The organism is Rothia sp. HSID18069, from assembly GCF_003989155.1.
Classification (GTDB): domain Bacteria; phylum Actinomycetota; class Actinomycetes; order Actinomycetales; family Micrococcaceae; genus Rothia; species Rothia aeria.
In genome coordinates, this window is the sequence record NZ_RBMG01000002.1 from 44,277 (window position 1) to 62,503 (window position 18,227).

Genomic DNA, 18,227 nt, shown 5'->3' on the forward strand with positions numbered 1-18,227 from the left:
GCCCATGGCGGCCTATAACCCGTTGAGCTATTTCTCGTTCGGTAAGAAAAAGGAGGAGGGTTCATCCCTTTCCACCCCCAACACCGAACCCGAAACTGCGACAGCGGGCAGTACAGAGCAGGGGCTACCGGGTGGACCTGAGGCAGCCGGTACGGCGGCACCGGTTGTGCACCAGCAGGCTGAGGATGCTGCACAGCAGAGCCCTGCACCGCTGCTGCGGGTCGTAAAGGGTAACCCCACAGATGAGGAAGTGGCTGCACTGACCGCCCTGGTGTATGCAATGCAGGCGGGCGCATCCGCCAAGGAGCAGAACCCGATTTTGGCTACGGCTTCCCGCCTGCTTAACCGCCGCCAGTGGCTGGGCGCCTCCCTTAAACCGGGGCCGGGGTCATGGCGTCGGGCACGGCCTATGTAACAGCAACGTCCCTTCAGCCTGTATCGTTGCACGCGCTCTGGTGGCAGTACAGTAAGCAGGTTCGAACTTGCCCCGGTTCTTTCTTAAATGGCCCTTCTCAGATGAACCTCGTACCGGTGTGCGGGCCATTTTCAGCAGCAGTACATGACATATGTCAGAGTATTTCGGGGTATCCAATGGATATTCTAGAGGGTAAGACTCGGCGCTGGCGGGTGATTACGACCCTGAATACTGCCAAATGCAACGCCTGCTAAATGCGACAGAAAACACATTCTGGGATAGGATTAGACCATGACCATCTACGACGAACTTCCGGCTATCTATCGCATTAAGCGAGCGCAGACCGACGTTGATCGCATCGCTAATGAATTCTATGAAGCATCCCTTGATTTAGACCCAGTTCTTGCCACCGAGCACGGCCGTACAGGTGTTGAAACACTCTTTGGTGACTATTCCCCCGCTGGTGAAGAAGCATATGCGAAGCTCGTCAAAAAAACCCTGAAAAAGCTGGATAAGGTCATCCCCATTGATGACACAGACCTGGTGACTCTAGATGCCATGCAGGAGCGGCTCACGCTTACCCGTCAAATGCGTCGTGCAGGGTTGGGGCAATGGCAGCTGAATAACATCTTCAGTGCACCCCAGCAGATCCGTACCTCATTCGACCTTATGAGCCGTGAGAACGAGCGGGACTGGGCGCACATTGCCGGGCGTTTAGCGAACGTTCCGGGCGCTATCGACGGTTTTATTCAGACCCTTGAGGCGGCACGTGCGGAGGGCAAAGTTTCCCCACGCCGCCAGGTGCAGATCGTGATCGAGCAGGCCGAAGCGTACATTGCCGATGGCGGGTTCTTTGATGCCCTGGCCGCAGAGATCACCGCCGCAGCACCCGCTATCACGGAGCAAGCCCGCGAAGGCGCCCAGGCCGCTAAGGATGGTTACCGTGCCCTCATCACATACCTGCGCGACACCCTGCTGCCCGAAGCCCCCAGCAAAGATGCGGTGGGCCGGGAACTCTACACCCTGTATTCGCGTGAATCACTGGGGGCTAGCATCGACCTGGACGAGACATACGCCTGGGGCGTGCAGGAGCTGGAACGGATTATTACTGAGCAGCATACTGTGGCCTCAGAGATCGAACCGGGCGCCAGCATAGAACGTGCCAAAGAGCTGCTGGATATGGACCCGGTGCGTGCCCTGCACGGCACCGAGGCGTTGCGGGAGTGGATGCAGACCCACGCTGATACCGCCGTTGAGGCGCTGGCGGGCACCCATTTCGATATTGGCGGCCCGATGCTGAACATTGAATGCCGAATCGCCCCCACCCACGAGGGCGGCATCTATTACACCGGGCCCTCCCCCGATTTTTCTCGCCCGGGCCGCATGTGGTGGTCCGTGCCGGAAGGGGATGACACCTTCGCCACCTGGCGTGAAACATCCACCGTGTACCATGAGGGCATGCCGGGGCACCACCTGCAGATTTCGGTGGCTACGGCGATGGCGAACACTATGAACAAGTGGCGGGCGAGCATGATGTGGACCTCAGGCCACGGTGAAGGCTGGGCCCTATACGCCGAGCGGCTCATGGACGAGCTGGGTTTCTTACAGGACCCCGGGGACCGGATGGGGATGCTGGACGCCCAGCGGATGCGCGCAGCTCGCGTGGTGTTCGATATCGGTGTGCACTGTGAACTGCCGGTACCCGATGAGTGGGCACCGCGTCTGGGTGTTGAACCGGGAACCGTGTGGACCCCCGAACTGGGGTACGAGTTTTTGGTGCAGAACCTGGAAGGCTCCGAAGGCACTATCCGGTTCGAGTTCATCCGCTACCTGGGCTGGCCCGGTCAGGCGCCCAGCTATAAGGTGGGTGAGCGTATCTGGCTGCAGCTGCGGCAGGCGGCGCTGGCTCAGGGCGATACGCTGCGGGAGTTCCACACACGGGCGCTCATGCTCGGCTCGGTGGGGCTCGATACGCTCCGTCGCGCGCTCAGCGACGAGGTCATGGCTGATGACGAAGAGGACGACGAAGACGACTAAACCCAGCGAAACAGCACAGGGGGCACCGCACAGCATATGCAGCTTTGAGGTGCGCCATCAGCCCCGTACCGTTGCTCTACTTTTTGACAAGATGCGGGGCGAAACGGCAGTAGTAGTCGGTGACCGGCCCGTCCGATTCGCGGATGCCCATGCCCACGGCCCGCCCGTTCACCATCCACACACCCAGCATCGGGTGGTTGGTGGGCTGCATGAGGCCCGAATACAGGGGCGCGGGAATGTACTGCTGGTACACAAACTCGCTCTCGGGGGCATGGATGAAATGCTCATCCTCCTCATCGCGGGAGAAAATGCCGTGGTCGGGGGCATGCACTTCAATGCCGTCACCTTCACGCCCGAAAATGGGTTTACGCACCCAGTTCGTCAGCCCACCTGAGCGTCCGGCGTAGGCGGGCACTAGGTTGGGGTGGTTGGGGTACATCTCCCACAGGGCGGCCAGCAGCAGCTTATTTGAGAGGAACATTTTCCAGGCTGGCTCAACCCAGCGGCGGATCGAGCCGTGGTAGGCGAAGAGCAGCTTATCGTACCCGGACTCCGAATCCGTCACCAGGTCCTCCCACGGGTACAGCTTAAAGAGGTTATTAATGGGCTTACCGTCCGCGTCAGACCACGATTTGGTGTCCTCATTAAAAATGATCTCGTCAATGGGAATGAGCTTGGTCTTAACCCCGGCCAGCTGGGCGGCGTGGGCGATAAGCCACACGTTATTGTAGTCCTCCTGGTAGGGGTCAATACTCTCGTTCACGTGCGCAAGGTGAAGCTGCGGGGTGGTCTCAGCCGCGAAGATCTGCCGCCACCGTTCGGTAAACGCCTCCCCTATCTCGCCCCAGTGCCCGTAGCCTTGCGCGTCAAGACGCTGCTGCTGATACCAGGTTTTCTGGCAGATAGCTGCCTCAATAATGCCGGTGGGGGTGTCTGCGTTGTATTCGAGCAGTTTCAGGGGGTCCCCGGGGATACCGGAGTATGTGAAATCGAACCTGCCGTAAAAATCGGGGTCCTGCTGGTTCCACGACTCAATAGCCAGCTGAAACGCAGGTTCGGGTAGCCCCAGGGTGCCGAATGCCCCTGAGGCCATGTATTCTACGGCGTTCAGGCACATCTTATGTATCTGTTCCGACTGGGCCCTGATGCTGTCCATCTCGTCGGGGGTGAACACGTAGGCGGCGTACTCGTTCCAGTAATGGGTGTCGCCTGGGAAATCGATGCTGTAGGTGAGGCCTTCCTCATCAATTGTCTGTTCCCACCCCGGGCGGTGGGCAGGGAATTCTTCGCGTCGCATGGTGTCCGTTCGCTCATGAAGGGATAATGGTGAGTTTGCTCAGGGGCCGGGTTCCTAGCCGCCGGAGGTGCCTCCGCCCGATTTGGATCCTCCGCCAAAGCCGCCTTTAGAGCCACCTGATTTGGACCCGGAGTTGCTTCCTGACTTGGAGCCGCCAGAATTACTGCCCGACTTATTACTGCCCACACGCGAACCGGGGTTCGACCCAGACTTTGCGCTGCTGCTCTTACCGCCGCTAGTGGTGGACGTGACCTTACCGCCAGCGACCGTGCTGGTCTTCTTGGCGCTGCGGTAAGACGACTCAAACCCGCCGCCCTTAGAAGATACACCGCTATAGACCGTGCCGGACGACGGGCGGGAGGTGCTGCCGCCCGTCAGCGACGACCCTACTGCGGGAATACTCCCGTTCCGGCCAGCCTGACTGCCAATGTAGTACCACAGGAACGCGTTGGTGACATGGGACTGGTTATTGTGCGTACCAGAGTTTGAGTTTGACCCGCTGTTATTGTGGCTGCTGTTATTACTATTCGAGCTGGATGAGGAGTCACTGGAGTTAGCGGCTTCGCCCGCTTTCTCACATTCGGAGTCTTCAACCCGACGCCCAGTTTTTGCGTCTTGGCAAACCTGGGCAAACTCTTCACCGCCGTCAGCGGTAAACGCCTCTTCTTCTTTATGCAATGAGTTATAGGCAAACACGCTGCCGCTGACAATTAGGGCACCCGCCCCAATAATAGCCAGCCACCGTTTACCGCTAACACCTGTTCTGGGGATATTAGCAGCAGCCTCACCAGCCGTATTCGCTAGTTTTGAGGCGGCACTCTCGTTACCTGGGGCACTGCTCATGAGGTGTCTCCTTCAGGGTTATACACCCTACAGTCGCGGATTTACGGGGGCACACCCCATCATACCAAGGCAGAATGGGAGCCTGAAGGACCACTCGAAACTTTATCCCTGCAATACTTCGTCATCTAAATTCGACCGCCCCGCCCAACAGGTCTACAGTAAGCGCCATGGCTAACACACGAACATTTAGATTTCCCTCCTGGGCGGCCTCTTTTGGCAACCAGATTATCGCTTCCCTCCTTATTGGCATTGGGTTAGGGTTTGCCGCCACAGCTCTTGGCGGCGACGCGAAAAACAACCCCAACTGGCTCATGGCAACTCTGGACGCCATCGGCACATCCTATGTGACTCTCCTTAAAGCCGCGGTGATCCCGCTGGTGTTTACCGCCGTCGTTGCCTCAATCTCGAATCTCTCGCAGGTAACGAATGCGGCACGTTTAGCAGTTAAGACACTTATCTGGTTTGCTATTACAGCATTTTTTGCGGTCTCCATCGGTATCGTACTGGGGCTGCTCGTTCAGCCAGGGGTGGGTGCAGAGGTTAGCACCTCGGGCAGCACCAGCACCCGGGGATCATGGACAGCATTTCTGACCGGGATTATCCCCTCCAATTTCTTAGGGCTTGAGGTCACCACGAAAACCACCGACTCCGGTATAACATCTTCGGTTTCCTTTAACGTGCTCCAAATGCTCGTGATTTCGGGGGCTATCGGTATTGCGGCGTTGAAGGTGGGCGATGCGGCTAAGCCCTTTATCGATATCGTCAAGAGCGCGCTCGCCATTATTCAGAAGGTGCTGTGGTGGATTATTCGCCTCGCCCCGCTGGGCACGATCGGGCTGATCGGGCACGCCGTCTACGCCTACGGCTGGACATCCATGGGCTCGCTGGTGAAGTTCATTGCGGCACTGTATGCGGGTCTGCTCCTCGTGTTCCTGGTGGTGTATCCCCTGATCGTGAAGTTCAACGGGCTCTCTGTGAAACAGTACTTCTCGGGCGTATGGCCCGCAGTGCAGCTTGGTTTCGTGTCGCGGTCCTCGATGGGCACCATGCCCATAACTGAGGCCGTTACCGAACGTAACCTCGGCGTGCCGCGTGCATACGCATCCTTCGCGGTGCCGCTGGGTTCTACGACCAAAATGGATGGATGTGCCTCCGTCTACCCCGCGCTGGCGGCTATTTTTGTGGCGCAATTCTACGGAGTGCACCTGGATATTTCGCAGTATCTGCTGATTATTCTGGTGTCGGTGTTGGGTTCTGCCGCTACGGCAGGTACAACGGGCGCTATCGTGATGCTCACCCTGACCCTTTCGACTGTGGGTCTTCCCCTTGACGGGGTGGGCCTGCTGCTGGCGATTGACCCGATTATTGATATGGGACGTACCGCCCTGAACGTGGCCGGGCAGGCCCTGGTTCCCGCGATTGTCTCTAAACGTGAGGGCATTCTGAACGAGCAGCTTTATAACGCCCCGCGCGGCGCTGACGGGTTCGTCGACCAAGCGCTGGTGGACACCGCCCACACCGAACCGGTTCCTTCCGCTGCCTCACAGCAGCCAACCGGAGCCTAAAGAGCCCCCAGATAACTCGTCCCGCCCCGTGTATTTACGGGGCGGGACGAGTGTTTATCTCACACATTAATGGCCGCCGCATCAGCTGACGTCGGCGGTGTCCTCAACACTTTTATGGTCTTCGGTAGCTCGCGAGGGAACCGGCTGGTAGAGCACCAGCAGAGTCACAAGCATCACCACGGTCAGGGCAATAAAGATGAACGGGAACGGCAGAAACCCCTCAAGCACAATAAGCACACCGGCCGCAGGCAGGGAAATACTCACTGGAAGCGGCGCGTGTTCCCGAAGCACCGCAAGCCAGGCCGCCACCACAAAAACCCCCACAGGAATAGACAGGGTCAGCCCCGCCTGATGCTCCATCAGGTAGTTATCGTGCGCCAATAGGTCAATAATTACCTCAACGGCCGCAGCAAAAGCACCCGCCGCAGCGAATATGAAATAGTGCAGGTACCCGTATTTGAGCGGGGAAAGGTAGCGTTTGGGGTTTATCACATCCCGGTGGGGTGCCCAGAAATAGATCCACCACATACCCCCGGCCACCAGCACCGATAGAACCGCGACCCCGAAGAGTGCCGGCACATGATCACCCAGAGCACGGGAGACCGCGATAGCTGCGGCCCTGAGCGAGCCACCCAATACGATGAGGGTCAGCAGCCCGTACCGTTCGGTAATATGCGGCGCATGCCAGGGGGTGTGCCCAATACGTTCGGCAATAATGGGCACAGCCAGTTCCCCGACAACCAGGGGAAGCGCTAAGAATGGAACCCACAGGGCGCACACAACCCACAGCACCGCCAGCACGGCAATACCCACTGCGTAGATAAGCGCCGCACGGCCGGCCGCCCCGCCGCACCGGGAGGCCCGCGCCCACTGGCCAATCTGCGCCGCGCGTATGGTGATATAGCCGATGAGGGCCACATTGACGGTGCCCCCGAAAGTCTGCTCCACTCCCCCGGCGACCACCAGCACACCGAGCATCTGGATGGCGGCTAGGGAACGGTAGAGCCAGTCGTCAACCTCAAACGATGAGGACAGCCACGCGAAATTCACCCACGTCCACCAGATGAAGAACATAACCAGCAGATAGCTGACCACACCATGGCCGAAGTTACCCTGCCCAAGCACATGGTGTATTTGTGAACCGGCGAACAGGATTGCGGTGGCAAAAACTAGGTCTGAAAAAAGCTCCACGGCTGATGCCGCGCGCGCTTTATCCCCCGGAGTTCGCGGGTGCATAGGCCGCAGGTAGAGGCGGCCAATAGGTTCAGATAATGATGACATATTGGGGCCTTTCAAAGTCTGTGTCTGTCTCCATCCTACGGGGTCAAACTGAAAATGTGTGTGAGCCCACCCCTTAGTTTTAGCGGCATTGTTCGTTGCCTCCCAGCCGAACCCAACACGCATGCGGTAACCCGTTTTAGGGCGGTACGGAGCAGACGGCTAGAATGGTGGGTATGACTTCCGCACCACCCGATGCTTCCGCTGCTAAGGCACGGACCCCACGCCTGGTTTTGGCTTCGGCTTCCCCGGCCCGCAAAAAGCTTCTAGAAGACTCCGGTATTGTCTTTGAGGTACGCGTCTCCCATATTGATGAGGATGCGGTTCTTGCCCGCGCCACAAAAACCGATGGGGGCCAGCACACCCCGGCGCAGGCTGCGCAGCTGCTGGCCCAAGCAAAAGCGCGGGCTGTTGCGCACGAGTTAGAAGACGAAGGCGTTGTGGATGCACTGGTGTTGGGGTGCGATTCAGTGTTCGAGTTCGAGGGCACCGCCTACGGTAAACCGTACACTCCGCAGAAGGCGCGTGAACGGATTACGGCGATGAGCGGCAAAATGGGAACTTTACACACCGGGCATTATCTAGTGGATCTGCGGCCCGCCCCTGAAGACGCCGACCCGTGTGAGGCGTGTATGATCCCCCACGAATCTGAGCTTCGCAGCGCACGAGTACATTTTGCGCAGATGAGCGAGCAGGAGATTGAGGACTATGTGGCTACCGGTGAGCCGTTACAGGTAGCAGGCTCATTCACTTTAGACGGCTACGGGGCGGCGTTTATTCGCGGTGTCTATGGTGAACCGCATGCGGTGATCGGCCTGCCAGTGAACGCGCTCAAAGACATGCTCTCTCGGCTTGGGGTACCACTGAGTACCCTCTGGGCCGAACCTGCGGGGTAGGCACCTGCGCCCGTGTTCCTTTCACTCCATGATTTTCTAACGTTTTTCGCGTCAAGGCGCACAATATATTCGCTATCCCAGCCGTTTCTCGCTATGCTTTCGGCAGGATAAATAAGGAGAAGCTCACCCCCATGACCACTAATCCGGCAGACGATAAGAAGAAATTTACGGCGGTACCGAATCGCCACACGGGCCCGGTCAGCAAAGTCCTGATTGCCAACCGCGGGGAGATCGCGGTGCGAGTGATCCGTGCCGCCCGCGACGAGGGTATAGAGACCGTCGCCATCTACGCCGAGCCTGATCGTGACGCCCAGCATGTGAAACTTGCCGATGAGGCGTACGCCCTTAACGGCGCTACAGCGGGCACCTCGTACCTGGTCATGGAGAAAGTTCTTGAGATTGCGATCCGTGCCGGTGCGGATGCGGTGCACCCGGGGTACGGTTTTCTCTCTGAAAATGCGCAGTTCGCCCAGATGGTTATTGATGCGGGGCTAACCTGGATTGGCCCTTCCCCCGAATCAATCACGCAGCTCGGCGATAAAGTAGCCGCACGCCATATTGCGCAGAAAGTAGGGGCGCCGCTAGTGCCCGGCACAAAGGATCCGGTGGAATCCGCTGATGAGGTGCTGAAATTCGCGGACGAGTTCGGCCTGCCCATCGCCATTAAAGCAGCTTTCGGCGGCGGCGGGCGCGGCATTAAGGTGGTGCGTGATCGTAACGACGTGATCGAGCTGTACGAGTCGGCGGTACGTGAGGCGGTTGCCGCCTATGGCCGCGGCGAGTGCTTTATTGAACGTTTCTTGGATTCCCCGCGCCACGTTGAGACCCAGTGTTTGGCGGATGCCCACGGAAACGTCCAAGTGGTTTCTACCCGCGATTGTTCGCTTCAGCGCCGCAACCAGAAACTCATTGAGGAGGCTCCCGCCCCGTTCTTGAGTGAGGAGCAGACACAACGGTTGTATGAGGCATCCCGCGCGATCCTCACCGAAGCTGGCTACCAGGGCGCGGGCACCTGCGAGTTTTTGCTCGCCCCGGACGGCACCATCTCGTTCCTGGAGGTGAATACGCGTCTGCAGGTTGAGCACCCGGTCTCCGAGGAGGTCGCCGGTATTGATCTGGTGCGTGAGCAGTTCCGTATTGCCCGCGGTGAGCAGATCAGCCCCGACAGCCCGCAGCTGCGCGGACATTCGATTGAGTTCCGTATCAACGGTGAGGACGCGGGCCGCTCGTTCATGCCCGCCCCCGGCACTATAGAGAAGCTGCGGGTACCCTCCGGCCCCGGTGTGCGCTGGGATTCGGGGTTTGTCGAGGGGGATGTGATTGGCGGCAACTTCGATTCGATGCTCGCTAAGCTGATTGTCACCGGCGCAGACCGTGAACAGGCGATTGAGCGTGCCCGCCGCGCCCTGCAGGAACTGCAGATTGAGGGGATGCCCACAGTGGTTCCGTTCCACCGCGTAGTGTTGGATGACCCCGCTTACGCCCCCGCCCCGGGCGGTGATTTCACGGTTCATACCCGCTGGATTGAGACTGACTTTAAGAACACCATTGACCCCTATGAGGGCGCCCCCGGCAATGTGGATGATGATGAGGCACAGCGCCAGAGCGTGGTGGTAGAGGTGAACGGCAAACGGCTGGAGGTTGTGCTGCCCGATCTGGGGGCCGCATCCGGTAAGTCTGCTGCGAAGACTTCCACGAAGCCGCGTAAATCCCGTTCCTCGCGTGCAGGTGGCGCCGCTGGCGGTAATGACCTGAGCAGCCCCATGCAGGGCACGATCGTGAAGGTTGCCGTGGCTGATGGGGATACTGTCGCTGAGGGTGATTTGGTGCTGGTGCTTGAGGCCATGAAGATGGAGCAGCCGATTACCGCGCATAAGGCGGGTAAGGTATCGGGCCTCTCGTTGAAGGCTGGAGACACGGTCACTGCCGGTCAGGTGCTGGCAACCATTAAGTAACGGCTGCCTCGGGCAATAACCACATTTTCTCAGCCGGTGCGGCTGCCCCCCTGGGGCGGCCGCACCGGCTATTTATGTGCTGTGGGCAGTACCACCGCCACCAGCAGGCCGGTGTGATGGTCCGAATACTGGTCGCGCCTAGCCAAGGTAACCACCGCAGGCGTACAGTAAAAAGTTGAGTTTATCACACACCCGCAGTATTGGGTGTGGCTCGTTCACAGTACTAAGGAGTACAGCTTTGAGCGCGCAAGCACACGCTGCCTCCGGCGAGCCCGTCAAAAGGACACCGGATACCACCTCGTTAGCTAACGCTACACCACGTAGTCGCGTTATTTTGGCGTCCCTGGTGGGCACCACTATCGAGTTCTACGATTTTTATATTTATGCGACCGCCGCAGTCGCGGTGTTCCCGGCACTGTTTTTCGCCTCGAAAGACCCCACCACCGAGCTTTTGGCCTCATTCGCCACTTTCGGTGTTGCCTTCATCGCCCGGCCTCTCGGGTCGGTTGTTTTCGGGCATTTCGGCGATAAGATCGGCCGTAAAGCAACTCTCGTGGGCGCACTGCTGACGATGGGTCTGGCAACCTTCCTCATTGGGCTGCTCCCCACCTACCACCAGATCGGGTTGTGGGCGCCAACAATGCTGACGATTATGCGCTTCTGCCAGGGCCTTGGGCTGGGCGGTGAATGGTCGGGTGCTGCCCTGCTCGCCAGCGAGTACGCGGAGGAAGGCAAACGTGCCCGCGCCGCCATGTGGCCCCAGCTGGGTGCACCTATCGGCTTTGTTTTCGCCAATGGGTTCATGCTGCTGCTGACCAGCTGGATCACGTTCAACTCCACTGTGGACGGCAAAAACCTGAACCACCCCTTTTTGGTGTGGGGCTGGCGTATCCCGTTCTTGCTCTCCATCGTGATGGTCGCAGTGGGCCTGTACGTGCGGTTCAAGCTTGAAGAGACCCCCGTGTTCGCTAAGGCCGTGGAGAACGACGAGAAAGTGAAGGCGCCCCTGGTTGAGGCGTTCAAGGTGGCCTGGTGGCCCATGATCCAAGGCACCTTCATTATGGTGGCCTGCTATGTGCTGTTCTACCTGATGACCGCCTGGATCCTCTCATACGGTATCGGCAAGGTCGAAAACGGCGGCCTGGGGATCGCGTACCGTGATTTCCTGGTTATTCAGCTGATCTCCATTACCGGTTTCGCCCTTTTCATTCCGCTCTCGGGCTGGTTGGCTGATAGGTTCGGACGCCGCCAGCAGCAGCTGTGGACCACGATCGGCATGGCGCTTTTCGGGTGCATGTTCACGCTCATGATCGCCCCTTCTGTGGTGGGCACCGGGGCATCAGCTAATACTGCTGCGGTCACCGTGTTCATGTTTATCGGCATGTGCCTAATGGGCCTCTCGTTCGGTTCGATGAGCGCTTACCTGCCTGAGCTGTACCCCACCAACGTGCGGTACACTGCCAGCGGGATTGCCTACAATATGGCATCTATTCTGGGTGCGGCACTTACCCCGTTCGTGGCGGTATGGCTGAACCAGCTCGGCGGCGTGGGCGCCGTTGGGGTTTACCTGGCAGTAGCTTCGGCGTTGAGCGTCGTCTTTATTCTGCTCACCCACGAGACCCGCGACGTTGATATGAACGCGGTGGGTTCCAAGAAATAACGGCTCTCCCCACAGTTTAGGGGCACGGTTCTTACATGAGAGCCGTGCCCCTAAACCGTTAAACGGTCGCAGCTGTTACAGAGCTAACCACGGGTGTGCAGTTTACGTGCCGCCTCAGACACCGAACCAGATAGGGAGGGGTACACGGTGAATGTCTCAGCCAGATCGTCCACCGTTAGTTTCTTTTCCACAGCCAGCGAGATCGGGAAAATCAGTTCGGAGGCACGCGGGCCCACCACTACCCCACCGATAACAGTGCCTGAGTGTTTACGCGCGAAAACCTTCACGAACCCGTCACTGACCGCCATCATCTTAGCGCGCGGGTTGGTAGTGAGAGAAAGCATCACCGTGTCACCCCGGTACAGGCCCTCCTCAATGTCTTTCTCACTCACACCCACGGTGGCAATTTCGGGGGTGGTGAAAATATTGCCCGCCACCCGGTCGGTGCGCAGCGGCTTGACCGCATCCCCCAGAATATGCGCCATAGCGATGCGCCCCTGCATCGCGGCAACCGAGGCAAGCGGGTACACGCCTGTGCAGTCCCCCGCAGCGTAAATATTGTTGACGCAGGTGCGGGACACCCCATCGACCACCACATGCCCGGAGTCGCTCACTTCAACACCGGCGGCATCTAGCCCAAGCCCTTCCGTGTTGGGGATAGACCCGATAGCGACAAGGCAGTGGGTTCCGGCCACTTTACGCCCGTCCGAGAGGGTGACGACCACCCCGTCCTCGCTGCGTTCCACAGCGCTTGCGCGCGAGCGCGGCATCACCCGCACCCCGCGCCGCTCAAAAACGTCCTCCAGCACACGGGCGGCGTCTTCATCCTCACCGGGCAGCACCCTGTCGCGGGATGAGATGAGGGTGACCTGCGACCCCAGCCCTTCGTAGGCGGAGGCGAATTCGGCACCGGTCACACCAGAGCCAATAACGATGAGTTCTTTCGGGACTTCTTGCAGGTTATATAGCTGCGTCCAGGTGAGGATACGTTCCCCGTCGGGACGCCCAGTCGCCATTTCGCGCGGGTGCGTACCGACAGAGAGGAGGATGAAGTCGGCGTGCAGGTTGTAGGTCAGGCCCGCCTCGTCGGTCACTTCAACGGTGTGCCTGTCAAGGAGCTTCCCGGTGCCCTGCACAATTTTTACGCCCGCCGCCGAGAGTGCCCGTTTAATATCGGCGGATTGCTGCTGGGCCAGCTCAAGGACTCGGGCGTTGAGCCGTTTCATGTCCACTTGCAGAATGGGGGCTTTGCCTTTGGTGTTTTCGATGCCTAGACGCCCGGCGTCTGAGAAGCGGGTCATCATATCTGCGGTGGCAATGAGAGTTTTTGAGGGTACGACGTCGGTAAGGACTGCGGAGCCGCCAATGGAATTCCGCTCAATGAGGGTTACGTCTGCTCCGGAAGATGCCGCGACTTGGGCGGCCTCATAGCCACCTGGTCCCGCGCCGAGTATCACGATTCGCTGCGATGCGTAATTTACTGATGAAGTCACACTTTCATTGTGAGCTATATCCCTGGCAGACTCAAGCGGAAAAGCTCACACTGTGTGCCGTAACTTCCCACATTCACAAGGGCAGCACCGATATGGCCGTGCATTTGTCGGTGCACCGAACTATACTTGGAGGCAGGAAATCCTTAAGCACACACCAGCGGTCGGTGCTAACCGCCAACTATAAGGAAGATAATGTCTGAGAAAAAAACTGTGCATACCTATTCGGGGCAGGGTAAACATCTTGAAAACGCGGTCCTTTTCATCGGGTGTTTCGTGTTCTTGCTGCTGGGTCTCTACCTGCTGGGTACCTACCCGGATGGCTTGGGTATTCTTAGCGAACATGACGGCTGGTTTTGGTATGCCGGTGCACTAGTGTGCTACGGGCTGTTTTTCGGGCTTGTTTTTCACGTGTTGCCGTCAAAGACCACCCGCGTCATTAAAGACGTGAACAAGGTTCAGGACTAGCTCCTTTTACACCGCCAGGCTCTGCATTACTATGCGTAGCCTCTGAGGGTCTTATGGGGCGGGCAGCTGCTGGGGGTTCCCACAGCTGCCCGCCTTTTCTTGTTATCTCAAACATATTCTTTAGCGGGAGAGCTGCCCCAACTACCTACCCCGCCGGAACTGTACTGGGCCGCTCATGCCGTATTCTCCTTTCCGCACCTTGGTGCGGTGGGCGAGGAAGAATACCGCCGCGTAGGTACCGCACCCGGCGGCAATTAAAGCAAAAACCGCTACTGCCAGGTACGCCATGAAGGCGTCCTGCCCGAAGAAAGCCCACACGCACGCACCCAACGTCACCAGTACCAGCAGCACAGCGGCGGCGATACGCCCCATAAACAGTGCCCAGCCGCCGGGGGTGCGCGGGGTGAGTACCCGGCGAGATAACGGAATCATCACTACCTCTTTCTACGCATTGTCAGCTATGTCTGCGCACCGCCACGCGGGTGGGCGCCGCGCAGCACAGCCCGTTTCTTTTACCCTACTCCGGTGCGGAGCGTGATGCACCCGGTACGTCCGCGAAAATCGTGTCGATCAGCTGCTGACACCATTCAAGCATCGCCGCGTCTACCAGTTCTATGCCGCCCACTGGGCTGCTCTTTGGGCGCGGCAGCAGGGTCAGCCACGTCTGCAGTCCTTTCGGCTGGGTGTGCGAGGATCCCGGGTACACGCGCCCCAGCCGCATCTGCCGCGAATCCGGCAGCTGCTCGTCGGTTACTACGCGCACCTTCGGGCCCATCACCACGATCTCCCGAATACCTGCCGCACGCGCACGCTGGCGCAGCGCCGTCACGGCTAAGAGGTTCTGCACCGGCTCGGGCAGCTCACCGTAACGGTCGGTGAGCTCTTCGCGGGCTTCAGCCATTTTCTGCTCGGTGTCGGCAGCAGCAATCTGCCGGTATGCCTGCAGCCGTAGCCGCTCAGCATCAATATAGGAGTGCGGGATGTGTGCGTTTACCGGAAGGTCCACCTTCACTTCAACGTCACGCTCGTCTTTCTCTCCCCTGAAGTCTGCCACGGCTTCCCCCACGAGGCGCAGGTACAAGTCAAACCCCACACCGGCGATATGTCCAGACTGCTCCCCGCCAAGAAGGTTCCCCGCACCGCGAATCTCAAGGTCTTTCATGGCCAGCTGCAAACCCGCGCCTAGCTCGTTATGGGTTGCCACCGCTTTCAGGCGCTCCAGCGCGACCTCCCCCAACGGCTTACCCGGCGGGTACAGGAAATAGGCGTAGGCGCGTTCACGCCCTCGCCCCACACGCCCACGCAGCTGGTGCAGCTGGCTCAGCCCGTAATTCTGGGCGTTATCAACAATGAGGGTGTTTGCGTTCGAAATATCCAGGCCTGTCTCGACGATTGTGGTGCATACCAGCACATCGAAGCGGCGTTCCCAAAAATCTACAATAATCTGCTCCAGCCGGGCCTCGCTCATACGCCCGTGGGCGGTGGCGATGCGCGCCTCCGGCACTAGTTTGGCGAGTTCGGCAGCCACATTATCAATGTTTGCCACCCGGTTGTGGACGAAGAACACCTGCCCCTCACGCATCAGTTCCCGGCGGATAGCGGCGGTAATCTGTGCATCGGTACGGGCCCCCACAAAGGTGAGTACCGGGTGCCGCTCCTCCGGGGCCGTTGCCAGAGTCGAGGTCTCCCGAATACCCGTCAGCGACATCTCTAGGGTCCGCGGAATGGGGGTGGCGCTCATTGCCAGCACATCCACATTCGTGCGCATCTGTTTCAGTTTCTCTTTATGCTCCACCCCGAAACGCTGTTCTTCATCAATAATGACCAGGCCCAGATCCTTAAAACTAATGCTCTCCGAGAGGATACGGTGGGTACCAATCACCACATCCACCGCGCCGGAGGCTATTTCTTCGGTGATCTGGCGTGATTCCTTCGGTTTCTGGAAACGCGAGAGCACTTTAATTTTGACCGGGAAACCAGAGAACCGTTCAGTGAATGTCTCGTAGTGCTGCTGTGCCAGGAGTGTGGTAGGAACCAGTACCGCCACCTGTTTACCGTCCTGTACGGCTTTAAAAGCGGCACGCACCGCCACCTCGGTCTTACCGAACCCAACGTCGCCGGAGATTAGCCGGTCCATGGGGAGTTCTTTCTCCATGTCGGCTTTTACTTCGTAGATGGCGTTCAGTTGGTCGGGGGTTTCGTTGTAGGGGAATGATTCTTCCAGTTCCCGCTGCCACGGGGTGTCTTCGGTGAAGGCGTGCCCGCGCGAGGCCTGCCGTGCCGAGTACAGTTTAATCAGGTCGGCCGCGATTTCTTTGACGGCCTTGCGCGCGCGGCTTTTTGTTTTCGCCCAGTCGCTGCCGCCCATCTTCGACAGGGTGGGTTTTTCACTGCCCACATAGTGTGAGATCATATCCAGCTGTTCGGAGGGCACGAACAGCCTGTCGGGGGCTCCTCCACGTTTGGAGGGGGCATATTCCAGCACCAGGTATTCGCGCATGGGCACGTTCTGCCCGGCGGCGGGTTTTACCCCCGCCACTGGCCGTGAGGTCATCTCAATGAACCGTCCAATGCCGTGCCGTTCGTGCACCACGTAGTCGCCCGGGGTGAGTGAGAGTGGGTCTACCGCGTTGCGGCGCCTGCGGGCTTTGAGTTTTGATCCGGTTACCCCGCGCGGGGCGTAGGTGCCGCGCCTGCCCAGGATTTCACCTTCGGTAAAGACCGCCAACTGTTCCTGAGGCAGCAGGAACCCGGCAGATGCAGGGGCCTCGCACACCTCAATAATGCCGGGTTCAATTCCCGTATCCAGGGTGTCGCGGCGTGATGCTGGCACTTCACTATCGTTAAAGAGCTCAATAAGCCGGTCGGTGGAGCCCCGCCCGTTGGTGAGCGCCAGCACCCGCCAGCCGTCTTTGACCAGTGCCCCTACTTCTTCAAGCATCCGCTGCACCGAGCCGGTAAACGATGCAGCCGCAGATGCGCGCACCACCAGGGTGTCTACCCCATCCGCTACGGCGTCTGCGAGCGCACAATGAGCGCTCGTTTTTTCGGTTGCAGTATCGGTTTCCGCAGGGTCATCCGGTACGGATGCGGCAAGCTCGGCGTTGGCGATCAGTTCGGTGATTTCCCACCAGCCGATGCCCGCATCGAGTGCTTCTGTGCGGGTGGCGGTGATGGTGCGGAACCCTGCCTCACTCATGCGCAGCTGCCCAAGGTCGATGGGGGCTGCTGAGTTCTCTTCAGCGGCGGTGTCCCATGCGGCGGTGAGAAATTCTTCGTTGGTTGCTACGAGGTCTTCTGCCCGGGCGGCGATTCGTTCAGGTTCTACACTCAACGCCAGTGAACCGCTCGGGAGGAGAGAGATGAGCGTGTTCATGCGCTCAACCAGTAGTGGGGTGAGGGATTCCATACCTTCAACGTAGATGCCTCCAGCAATTTTTTCGAGCATGGCGGAGGCGGTCGGGTAGTCCCCAACGAGGCGGGCGGCACGGCTCATGACCTCGGGGGTGATGAGCAGTTCCCGGCAGGGCGGCAGGGTGATGCGGTCGGGCTGGGAGCCTTCGCCGGTGAGCGTGCGCTGATCGGCGGCTGAGAAGTAGCGGATCTCATCAAGTTCGTCACCGAAGAATTCCAGGCGCACCGGATTGGTTGCGGTGGGTGAGAAGACGTCAATGATGCCGCCGCGTACCGCGTATTCACCGCGTTTAGCCACAAGGTCTACGCGCGAGTAGGCGGCGTTGGTGAGGCCTTTAATGACTTCTTTGAAGGAGTATTCTTCACCCCTGGTGAGGGTGACGGGCACCAGTTTTTCGATGCCCGCCACGATGGGTTGGATCACGGCGCGTACAGGTGCAACAAGCACGAGCGGGGTGCGTTCCCCTGCCTGTGTGATGGCGCGCAGTACGCCGAGACGGCGGCCGACGGTGTCGCTGCGGGGTGAGAGCCGCTCATGGGGCAGAGTTTCCCAGGCGGGCAGGAGCGCAATGTCGTTATCGGGCAGATAGGCGCCGAGGGCGTGGGCAGTATCTTCGGCTTGCCGCTCGGTGGGGGTAATAACGAGAGTCAGGGGCTCTTTGCCGGTTCCCTCGCGGCGGGTGGAGTTACGGATTGCGGCGGCAATGTCCGCGATGAGCGGGGCGTGCAGCCCTGGAACCGCCCCGATGAGGGTCTGGGCGCTGCGTTCGGTAGCGGGCAGCTGCGCGGCGGCAACTACGTTCCGGTAGGAGGGGTACCCCAAGAGCGTCCTGCTCAGGCCGGTTAGTTTCACTGTGGCTCCTTCTACCTTGATGTGATGAGTATCTACGTACTGGCGCGTGCAGAGGG

Annotated in this window: 13 protein-coding genes; 7 read left to right on the forward strand and 6 right to left on the reverse strand. The window is 59.3% G+C overall.

Annotation, left to right across the window (positions count from 1 at the left end; genetic code table 11):
- Positions 1-4 precede the first annotated feature (4 nt).
- A complete protein-coding gene (locus tag D8M41_RS06055; RefSeq protein ID WP_126926601.1) occupies positions 5-415 on the forward strand; it encodes an acyl-CoA carboxylase subunit epsilon in 411 nt (136 codons plus the stop codon).
- Positions 416-706: 291 nt separating this feature from the next.
- On the forward strand, positions 707-2,452 hold the full coding sequence (locus D8M41_RS06060; RefSeq protein WP_126926602.1) for a DUF885 domain-containing protein: 1,746 nt from the start codon (positions 707-709) through the stop codon (positions 2,450-2,452).
- A 76-nt stretch (positions 2,453-2,528) separates the two neighbouring features.
- Here the strand turns inward: D8M41_RS06060 and D8M41_RS06065 are convergent, their stop codons facing one another.
- Positions 2,529-3,749: a glutathionylspermidine synthase family protein gene (locus tag D8M41_RS06065; protein WP_126926603.1), complete on the reverse strand. Its 1,221-nt coding sequence runs from the start codon at positions 3,747-3,749 to the stop codon at positions 2,529-2,531.
- A 54-nt stretch (positions 3,750-3,803) separates the two neighbouring features.
- Positions 3,804-4,592 (reverse strand): hypothetical protein, encoded by a 789-nt coding sequence (locus tag D8M41_RS06070; RefSeq protein ID WP_126926604.1) that lies wholly within the window; start codon positions 4,590-4,592, stop codon positions 3,804-3,806.
- Between the two features lie 167 nt (positions 4,593-4,759).
- Between D8M41_RS06070 and D8M41_RS06075 the strand changes: the two genes are divergently transcribed.
- Positions 4,760-6,157 (forward strand): dicarboxylate/amino acid:cation symporter, encoded by a 1,398-nt coding sequence (locus D8M41_RS06075; RefSeq protein ID WP_006888229.1) that lies wholly within the window; start codon positions 4,760-4,762, stop codon positions 6,155-6,157.
- An 81-nt stretch (positions 6,158-6,238) separates the two neighbouring features.
- Here D8M41_RS06075 and D8M41_RS06080 read toward each other — a convergent pair whose 3' ends face one another.
- Positions 6,239-7,438 carry a low temperature requirement protein A gene (locus D8M41_RS06080; protein ID WP_006888247.1) on the reverse strand — a complete coding sequence of 400 codons (1,200 nt, stop codon included), beginning with the start codon at positions 7,436-7,438 and terminating at the stop codon, positions 6,239-6,241.
- A 164-nt stretch (positions 7,439-7,602) separates the two neighbouring features.
- Here D8M41_RS06080 and D8M41_RS06085 point away from each other — a divergent pair, with 164 nt between their 5' ends.
- From D8M41_RS06085 to D8M41_RS06095, 3 genes are all read left to right on the forward strand, one after another.
- On the forward strand, positions 7,603-8,331 hold the full coding sequence (locus D8M41_RS06085) for a Maf family protein (RefSeq protein WP_006888195.1): 729 nt from the start codon (positions 7,603-7,605) through the stop codon (positions 8,329-8,331).
- 131 nt (positions 8,332-8,462) lie between these two features.
- Entirely contained in the window at positions 8,463-10,286 is a 1,824-nt protein-coding gene (locus D8M41_RS06090; protein WP_006888243.1) for an acetyl/propionyl/methylcrotonyl-CoA carboxylase subunit alpha, read from the forward strand.
- Positions 10,287-10,524: 238 nt separating this feature from the next.
- Entirely contained in the window at positions 10,525-11,946 is a 1,422-nt protein-coding gene (locus D8M41_RS06095; RefSeq protein WP_006888111.1) for an MFS transporter, read from the forward strand.
- Positions 11,947-12,029: 83 nt separating this feature from the next.
- On the opposite strand, the gene D8M41_RS06100 is transcribed toward D8M41_RS06095, so the two are convergent.
- A complete protein-coding gene (locus D8M41_RS06100; RefSeq protein ID WP_037285754.1) occupies positions 12,030-13,439 on the reverse strand; it encodes an NAD(P)H-quinone dehydrogenase in 1,410 nt (469 codons plus the stop codon).
- Between the two features lie 192 nt (positions 13,440-13,631).
- Here D8M41_RS06100 and D8M41_RS06105 point away from each other — a divergent pair, with 192 nt between their 5' ends.
- Positions 13,632-13,904 (forward strand): hypothetical protein, encoded by a 273-nt coding sequence (locus D8M41_RS06105; protein ID WP_006888093.1) that lies wholly within the window; start codon positions 13,632-13,634, stop codon positions 13,902-13,904.
- Positions 13,905-14,045: 141 nt separating this feature from the next.
- Here the strand turns inward: D8M41_RS06105 and D8M41_RS06110 are convergent, their stop codons facing one another.
- Positions 14,046-14,336 carry a hypothetical protein gene (locus D8M41_RS06110; RefSeq protein WP_006888179.1) on the reverse strand — a complete coding sequence of 97 codons (291 nt, stop codon included), beginning with the start codon at positions 14,334-14,336 and terminating at the stop codon, positions 14,046-14,048.
- Positions 14,337-14,421: 85 nt separating this feature from the next.
- Positions 14,422-18,171: a transcription-repair coupling factor gene (mfd, locus tag D8M41_RS06115; protein WP_023133845.1), complete on the reverse strand. Its 3,750-nt coding sequence runs from the start codon at positions 18,169-18,171 to the stop codon at positions 14,422-14,424.
- Positions 18,172-18,227 lie beyond the last annotated feature (56 nt).

Excerpts from the sequence above, each read along its gene's own strand:
- D8M41_RS06055 (WP_126926601.1), top strand. The coding sequence starts at position 5 with ATGGCGGCCTATAACCCGTTGAGCTATTTCTCGTTCGGTAAGAAAAAG.
- D8M41_RS06080 (WP_006888247.1), bottom strand. The coding sequence starts at position 7,438 with ATGTCATCATTATCTGAACCTATTGGCCGCCTCTACCTGCGGCCTATG.
- D8M41_RS06060 (WP_126926602.1), top strand. The coding sequence starts at position 707 with ATGACCATCTACGACGAACTTCCGGCTATCTATCGCATTAAGCGAGCG.
- D8M41_RS06105 (WP_006888093.1), top strand. The coding sequence starts at position 13,632 with ATGTCTGAGAAAAAAACTGTGCATACCTATTCGGGGCAGGGTAAACAT.
- D8M41_RS06090 (WP_006888243.1), top strand. The coding sequence starts at position 8,463 with ATGACCACTAATCCGGCAGACGATAAGAAGAAATTTACGGCGGTACCG.
- D8M41_RS06075 (WP_006888229.1), top strand. The coding sequence starts at position 4,760 with ATGGCTAACACACGAACATTTAGATTTCCCTCCTGGGCGGCCTCTTTT.
- D8M41_RS06070 (WP_126926604.1), bottom strand. The coding sequence starts at position 4,592 with ATGAGCAGTGCCCCAGGTAACGAGAGTGCCGCCTCAAAACTAGCGAAT.
- D8M41_RS06085 (WP_006888195.1), top strand. The coding sequence starts at position 7,603 with ATGGTGGGTATGACTTCCGCACCACCCGATGCTTCCGCTGCTAAGGCA.
- D8M41_RS06110 (WP_006888179.1), bottom strand. The coding sequence starts at position 14,336 with ATGATTCCGTTATCTCGCCGGGTACTCACCCCGCGCACCCCCGGCGGC.
- D8M41_RS06065 (WP_126926603.1), bottom strand. The coding sequence starts at position 3,749 with ATGCGACGCGAAGAATTCCCTGCCCACCGCCCGGGGTGGGAACAGACA.